Origin of the sequence: Acinetobacter sp. SK-43 (genome assembly GCF_015351505.1) — a bacterium.
GTDB classification, from domain to species: domain Bacteria; phylum Pseudomonadota; class Gammaproteobacteria; order Pseudomonadales; family Moraxellaceae; genus Acinetobacter; species Acinetobacter junii.
In genome coordinates this window covers 1-7675 of the sequence record NZ_JADKPY010000042.1, presented here as the reverse complement: position 1 = coordinate 7675, position 7675 = coordinate 1, and the positions used below count along the sequence as shown (strand labels likewise).

Below are 7675 nucleotides of genomic sequence, written 5' to 3'. Positions count from 1 at the left end.
ATACGTCGATAAAATGATTGTGGTAAGCACTTGATGGGTAAGGCTTTAGATGCAGAAGAAAGATAACATGTCTGTTTTACAATTAATGCAAGCATAATCAGTGTAAAACATTTTGCATGTGACTTGTTCCTCTTTAGATATTTGTTTAAGATGAGATGTAACTCATTGAAATGTTTCATCATATTCGTCGTCAGAAAACAAGTATTATGCCATTATTTCAATGAGTTATCTTTTTTTGTCGTGTACAAAGAAAAAAATTATATGCAATGTGGTTGGACTCCATTCCAAGATAAAACCTTTCGTTATGAAGTTGATACCACCATTGTTTCTGGGCAACTGGCGTGGCATCAAAATCAGTTATTTTTAAATTGTCGTGGACAAGCATTAGAAATTAATCGTTAAACAAGGGATGATTTTATATTTTTAGAGATCAATGAAACTAAAATTCACTGATCTCATTTCATAGATTCAATATTTTCCTGCCTGATTTGATCATCAACTTAGGCTATTAACGTATAAACTAAAAAACTATTTAAAATATAAAAATCAATCACATAAGAAAATATGTTAAGTGCATCACACAAAATTCACAAGCTGATCTGTAAAACTAAAATGTCTAATGCATATAACTACTTTTCAAATTAGGGAAAAGCATAAGACCCATAACAACTTATCAAAAATTAAAACCTAAGATCAAAAAAGTGATCAAGGAGATACTCTATGGACTCTCGCCTACTTATTGCAATCTTGCTAAGTAGCTTTAGTGCAACCACATTTGCTTCAAGTCACCGAGAAGCACCCTCAATCACTAAGCTGCCAAAAGTAGATGCTACAGATTTTTATATGTTTAAAAGCTATGAATCTGGGCGCAGTAACTACGTTACATTATTAGCCAATTATCAACCACTTCAAGATGCCTATGGCGGCCCGAACTACTTTTCTCTTGATCCAAAAGCATTATACGAAATCCATGTAGACAATAATGGCGATGCTCAAGAAGACATCACCTTTCAATTCAAATTCAACCAAGAATTAAAAGACCTTCAAGTTCCAGTGGGCGGCAAAAATATTTCTGTTCCATTATCTAATATCGGCAAGATTACCAATGACGGTAGTTCAGCCCAAAATACTGCTGAAACCTACACAGTGACGATGATTAAAGGAGATCGTCGTAAAGGTGATCGTAATGTACTCGGCACTTTCAAAAAACCATTTGATAATGTAGGAACAAAATCTATTCCTAACTATCAAGCTTATGCAGATACTTTTGTACAAAACGTGAATTTCGGAAGCTGTGGTTCAGGTAAAGTTTTCGTTGGTCAACGCCAAGAATCTTTTGCGGTGAACTTGGGAGAAGTATTTGACTTAGTCAATATCAAAATTCCAGCCACTCAACTTGCACCTTCTGGTGTCAATGCTGAAGATCAAGGCTTAAATACGATTGCTGATAAAAACGTCACGACGATTGCACTTGAAGTCCCACAATCTTGTTTAGTATCAACAAACGATACAGTGATTGGTGGTTGGACGACTGCGAGCTTACCTCAAGCAACCTTATTAAATCCAAATCCTGATAGCAACTTGAACAGCGCATCAAAAGTTGGTGGTGCATGGACTCAAGTTTCACGTTTGGGTATGCCGTTAGTCAATGAGGTTGTGATCGGCTTGAAAGACAAAGACAAATTCAATGCCAGCAAGCCAGCCAATGATGGTCAATTTGCTGATTATGTTACTAATCCAGCACTACCAACTTTAATTGAAGTTTTGTTTAAAGACGCCACAGGCGGCGCTGTTGTAGCACCAACCAACTTCCCACGTACAGACTTAGTGAATGCATTCTTATTGGGTATTCCTGGTCTCAATCAACCAAAAAATGTGAAAGCGTCTGAGATGCTACGTTTGAATACAGCAATCGCACCGACAACAAAAGACAAGCAAAGTCGTTTAGGCGTTATTGGTGGTGATACTGCTGGTTTCCCAAATGGTCGTCGCCCTGGTGATGATGTTGTAGATATTGAGCTTCGAGTTGCAATGGGCTTGTTGTGTACGATTGATGGCGTAAATACTGCCGTAGGTTGTAAAGCAACTGATGCCAAAGCTGGCGGAATTAGTTTTACTGATGGCGCGTTACAATCACCGCAACAGTTCGGTACAACATTCCCTTATTTAAATACTCCAGTATCGGGCTCACCGTTTAATACAGCTAGCAAATAATCAGGAGTAAACACCATGAAAAAATATATGCTGTTGTTCATGGTTGCAATTGGATTAAGCGGATGTGGTGGCGATGATAATAAATCTAAACCCAACAATAACAACCAATCTCAAGGTTATGCTGTACTGAAAGAAACGTTGATATTGACCAACCAATCGCAAAGCAACTTTGAACAAGCTGAACCAAAAACTCTGACTGCAATATCAGAAACAACCATAGATAACAAAGCTGAACCTGTAGCAGTTAAATTTTAAAACAAAAGCCCTTGGTTAGATTAGCTAACTAAGGGCTTTTTTAGGAGTTTTTCTAAATGTTAATCCGCCAACTTACCCTTGCTGTTTTAGTACTTAGTTACTTTGGTGCTGTGCATGCACATCCTAAACATCAACATAAAAATACAAGCTCAGAACTTACAAACAATCAAAGCAGTTTGAATAATCATTATAACGATACAGTTAGAAACCAAATTGTGACCGTATTACTCGAAAAAGCATATGCTCGTGGCGATGGTGATTTATTGGAACAAGCTGAAAACTTAATGAAAACCAGTAAAAATCCTTCCGATGTGGAAAATAAATTACTGTCAACTCGATTAGCGCAGGCTAACCATGATTTTAGTACAGCAGAAAAAACTCTAAAAGAAATACTGAAATCTCAGCCAAACCAATATGATGCTATTTTACAACTCGCAAATATTTATAGACTTCAAGGTCAATTCGATCAATCGCTTAGCTTATGCAATCAACTAAATGATTCCGAAGTCAAATGGTATCAAGCTGGCTGTATCCTCCAAGTTGAGGCAATGACCAAGAGTTATTCAGATTTAAAACCTAAAGCAGATGAGCTTTTAAAAGCGACTTCAAGACTTAGTAAAAATGATAAACAGTGGTTTGGAAATATTTTGCTTGAAGTTGCCACACGATATAATGATCAACAACTTGCGACGCAAGCTATTCCCTTACTTGTAACAGATAACCTACCTAATACTCTCGCCAAAGCAAATTGGTATATCGCTCAACAACAATATCAAACGGCATTAAAGATCTTAGAACCCTATCGTTATCATGATGGTGCTCTTTATCGAATTATTTTAGCGAAACAGAAACTAGGTGATCACTCAACAAATAAAGACCTGAGTGAGTTAAGCTTGCGTGTTCAAACCTTATTAAAAGAGCAAGATCACATCCATTTGAGAGAACAAGCACAATATCTTTGGGTATCAAAGCAATACCAAGAAGGTCTCAAGATCGCTGCGAAAAACTGGGATATGCAAAGAGAAAATGAAGATTTTGAGGTATATGCAGAACTGGCACTCGCAAGCCAAGACCGTATAAGTGCTGAAAAACTGTTGCGTTGGAGCACGATCACAGGTTATCAAAATCCAACTTATCTTCCACGTTTAAAACAAATGGTTGCTGTGCTTTGATTTTTTTTAATATAAATGATTTTAATCGTTACGATTCACAGTGATTTCACAGCATAAAAATTAAGCTAAACCATAAAATTATATAAGTGAAAAAAAATGAAAAAAAAGATCATTTCTTTACTTTTGATGAGTTGTAGCCACTTTTACTTGAGTCAAATGACTTATGCAGGTGGTGAACTTATCCTAGGTCTTCCGACGATTAAGCTCTCAGCTTCGTCTTCTACAGATGAGTCATTTGGTATCGCTACAACTGCTTCTCAAGGTACGATCTCTCAAGAACAAATTCAAACTCGCCCACTCTCTAGACCTGGTGAAGTACTAGAAACGATACCAGGAGTCATCGTAACGCAACACAGCGGTACAGGTAAGGCAAATCAGTTTTTCCTGCGTGGATTTAACCTAGATCATGGTACCGACTTTGCCACTTCATTTGATGAGATCCCTATCAATATGGTCAGTCATGCACATGGACAAGGCTATACCGATTTAAATTTTCTGATTCCAGAACTGATTGAAACGATCCAATATCATAAAGGTGCAACATCAATTGATGATGGTGATTTCGCTTCGGCTGGTACTGCGAAAATTTCAAGTATTCATTCATTAGATCGTCCATATCTACAAATGACGCTAGGAAAAAATGATTTACTTAGAGTTTTAGGTGTTGGCAATCTGCAACTGCAGAATGGTGAAATTATTGCTGCAATTGAAAATTTAAATAACGATGGACCATGGATAAATCCTGAGAATTTATCCAAACAGAATGTATTTCTAAAATACTTTAGCGGAGACCACAGTAAAAATAAGTCCATCGCTTTTCAACATTACCAGTCTAAATGGGATGCAACTGATCAAATCCCCGAGCGTTTAATTGACAATGGGGAGATTGATCGATTTGGTAGCCTGAATACCAGTGATGGTGGAGAGTCTTCACGTACTGCCCTTTGGTACAGTGCAAAAAATCATGATGAAAAACAATTTTCTGAGCTTTCATCCTATGCCGTCTATAACAAGCTGAACTTATTTTCTGATTTTAGTTATTTTCTTAATGATCCACTACGTGGGGATCAATTTGAACAAGCGGAGGAACGCACAACGCTCGGTGCAAAGTATCAAAAAGGTTGGGCTACGGTTTGGCAAGATAGAGACGTTTTAAATACATACGGAAGCTCTTTTAGATATGACTACATCGCGGATATCGGGCTTTATCAAACTGAAAACCGTCAACGCTCCCGCACAATTCGCCAAGATGATATTCAAGAGTTCTCTTTTGGCATTTGGGGGCAGAATCAAACCAGTTGGCAACCTTGGTTAAAGACTATTTTCGGTGTTCGAGGCGATTTTTATTCTTTTGATGTTAATTCAGATCGCAATGAAAATACGGGCAATGAAACTGACCACATTGTTAGCCCTAAACTGAGCATTGTTTTAGGTCCTTGGAAAAATGTTGAATATTATCTGAATTATGCTTATGGATTTCATAGCAATGATGCTAGAGGCACCACAACTCGCTTAAATATCGATCCAAGAGACAGTAACTATTTAAGTAAAATTGATTCTGTTTCACCATTAGTCAGAACCATCAATTCTGAAATTGGACTCAGAGCTAATTTTATTCCAGAACTGACGAGTACGATTGCTTTATGGCAACTTAATTCTGATTCAGAACTGGTATTTATTGGCGATGCTGGTACAACGGAGGCTAGTCGACCAAGTAAACGTCAAGGGATTGAAATTTCACAGTTCTATCAACCTACTGATGCGTGGATCATCGATTTAGATGCAGCATGGTCAAAAGCAAGATTTAAAAATCATAGTATTGAAGGAAACTACATACCAGGTGCGATCGAAAAGACTGTCGCTGCTGGTTTTACATACCATTTTAATGAGCAATTAAACTTTGGTGGTCGTTTACGTTATTTTGGTTCACGTCCACTGATTGAAGATAATTCAGTTCGTTCAGACTCTTCAACTTTGGTGAACTTGCAAGGCAGTTATCAATTTAATAAGAACTTCCAAGCACAACTTGAATTGTTCAACGTTTTTGATCAAAAAATTAATGATATTGAATACTACTATGCTTCATGCACTCGACAAGATTTAGGAGATTCGGCATGTTCTCCTAGCTCAACTGAACGTGAAGGTATTCTAGATAAGCATGTCCACCCAACTGAGGGAAGAAATCTCAGAATGACCTTACGTTATTTATTCTGATTTTCAACATGAATGCTCAGGAGAAAAGTTATGTCGTCTCAAAACAAACTAAATGTTTCACAGAGCGCATTTCTCTTTAGCATCATCGCGCATGTTGTGATCCTCATCGTGCTCTTAAAACCTGATGCTGAAAATAGCTCTGATAATAGATCGACTATGAAAGTAACTTTTGTTTCGGCATCAGTTAAAACAAATAATGATACAGTGCGAATATCTTCTGAGCCCTCCCCATCAACGGTCAATCAACTTCAGACTCAGAATTCAAAAAGATTGGATGCCTCCTCGACTGACAGCACCAATTTAGCAAATCAAGTCCCCGATTTTTTTGATCTCACTCAAGATACACAAATGATAGAGGCTAATAATTTATATGATCCATTATTAGATGCACAAAACAGAGCTAAAAAAGCCATCAAAGAGGCAAAGGATGTGTCTAATCTGTATCAAGCAAATATCAAACCGATGGATACAAATTTTTTGGAAGATAATCAATCACCCATCTCGAAGTCTGAAACCGAATCATTAGGTTTATACAAGGTCGATGTCATTGATGATCCCAAAGATTTAGAGCTTTACTCTACTTTGATTGAGCTTAGTATGACATCGCTTTCAAAAGATGATGAATTACAAATTAATCAACTCACTCAACAAATCACAAAACTCTTGCATGAAAATAATTTGAGTCTTATCAAAACAAAACCAACAACGATTGAATTTACGATAGATCCCATCAATCTGATTGTGCTTATTAAACTTTCTGCTGACTCAATCAAAACACATCACAACCTCAAAACATTATTAGAAAACATGTCATTTGACGCGATTTTTATAAATAGCAATCTGAATGAAAGACCTTATTCTTTTACGGTCGAAGTTTAAAAACTTAAATGCTCAACGATTTGAATCTGATTAAAAAATAATAACCATACGAAAATGGTGAAAGTATTAAGAAATTTTCAAAAAGCGCTTAACTAAAGTCGAAACCCATAGAAAGAACAAAGCGACTACTATTAAATTAGTAGCCGCTTTTCCACCAATATTATCTTGATGTGTGCTGATAAAAATGGATTAGATTTTAAAACACCGAATCAAATGGCAGAGAACTTTTACAAATTATTTGCATAGAAACTTCCAAGTGAAAGTTTCCTGTAGTTTCGATACACATCATCAAGTGCGAAGTACATTACAGATTCCTTGTACTGCAAGAAATCGTTAAATTCAACGAGTATCTGAACCTTTTTGAATTATTCTTATTTAGATTTTTACAATCCAAAATTTTATGTGGGGTAAGTTGAGGGGTAAAAGCATAGATAAAAAAAGCCCTTGTAAAAACAAGGGCTTTTAGATATTTGGCGGAAGCGGTGAGATTTGAACTCTACAAAAATAACATTAATAGATTCTATTAAATTCTAATTCATTATTTTTCAATAAATTATAATACGTTAGAATCTATTAGGCTTTAACGTTTGTGCCAAATTTTGTGTCAAAATCCTTAATAAAAAATCATCGTTCTGAACCTAGCCAAAATAATGGACAATGATTCCCCCTAAAGCTAACATAATGTTAACTTTGAAGATACAAGAAATGGCTAAACGCTTTAGTCCTGAATTTAAACAACAAGCGATAGAGTGTGTACTGGCGAACTCACATGAACCATTAGCGGCCATAGTCAGAAAATTAGGTGTTGGTTATTCAACGCTTGATAAATGGATAAGAGAAACGAATCTTGGTTGAACTGGCAAACAACAACTTGCACCAGAACAACAACGTATTATTGAACTTGAGAAGGAACACAGACAACTCAAGGAAGCCAATGTCAT

General features: G+C 36.5%; 5 protein-coding genes and 3 pseudogenes. 7 read left to right on the top strand and 1 reads right to left on the bottom strand.

Going from position 1 to position 7675, the window contains the following annotated elements:
* A pseudogene (locus tag IRT38_RS09225) lies at window positions 1-179 on the bottom strand (IS4 family transposase); the annotation flags it as partial.
* A gap of 61 nt (window positions 180-240) precedes the next feature.
* Here IRT38_RS09225 and IRT38_RS09220 point away from each other — a divergent pair.
* The 7 genes and pseudogenes from IRT38_RS09220 to IRT38_RS09190 all read left to right on the top strand — a co-directional run.
* Window positions 241-402: pseudogene (locus IRT38_RS09220) on the top strand (dihydroorotase); the annotation flags it as partial.
* Between the two features lie 318 nt (window positions 403-720).
* The gene (locus IRT38_RS09215; protein WP_099948447.1) at window positions 721-2214 is read left to right on the top strand and encodes a DUF4331 domain-containing protein; all 1494 of its coding nucleotides are present in this window, start codon (window positions 721-723) and stop codon (window positions 2212-2214) included.
* Between the two features lie 15 nt (window positions 2215-2229).
* Window positions 2230-2469: a hypothetical protein gene (locus tag IRT38_RS09210; RefSeq protein ID WP_194597508.1), complete on the top strand. Its 240-nt coding sequence runs from the start codon at window positions 2230-2232 to the stop codon at window positions 2467-2469.
* 56 nt (window positions 2470-2525) lie between these two features.
* Window positions 2526-3641 carry a tetratricopeptide repeat protein gene (locus IRT38_RS09205; protein ID WP_194597507.1) on the top strand — a complete coding sequence of 372 codons (1116 nt, stop codon included), beginning with the start codon at window positions 2526-2528 and terminating at the stop codon, window positions 3639-3641.
* 96 nt (window positions 3642-3737) lie between these two features.
* Window positions 3738-5855 carry a TonB-dependent receptor gene (locus tag IRT38_RS09200; RefSeq protein WP_194597506.1) on the top strand — a complete coding sequence of 706 codons (2118 nt, stop codon included), beginning with the start codon at window positions 3738-3740 and terminating at the stop codon, window positions 5853-5855.
* A gap of 30 nt (window positions 5856-5885) precedes the next feature.
* The gene (locus IRT38_RS09195; protein WP_194597505.1) at window positions 5886-6734 is read left to right on the top strand and encodes a hypothetical protein; all 849 of its coding nucleotides are present in this window, start codon (window positions 5886-5888) and stop codon (window positions 6732-6734) included.
* 705 nt (window positions 6735-7439) lie between these two features.
* Window positions 7440-7675: pseudogene (locus tag IRT38_RS09190) on the top strand (transposase); the annotation flags it as partial.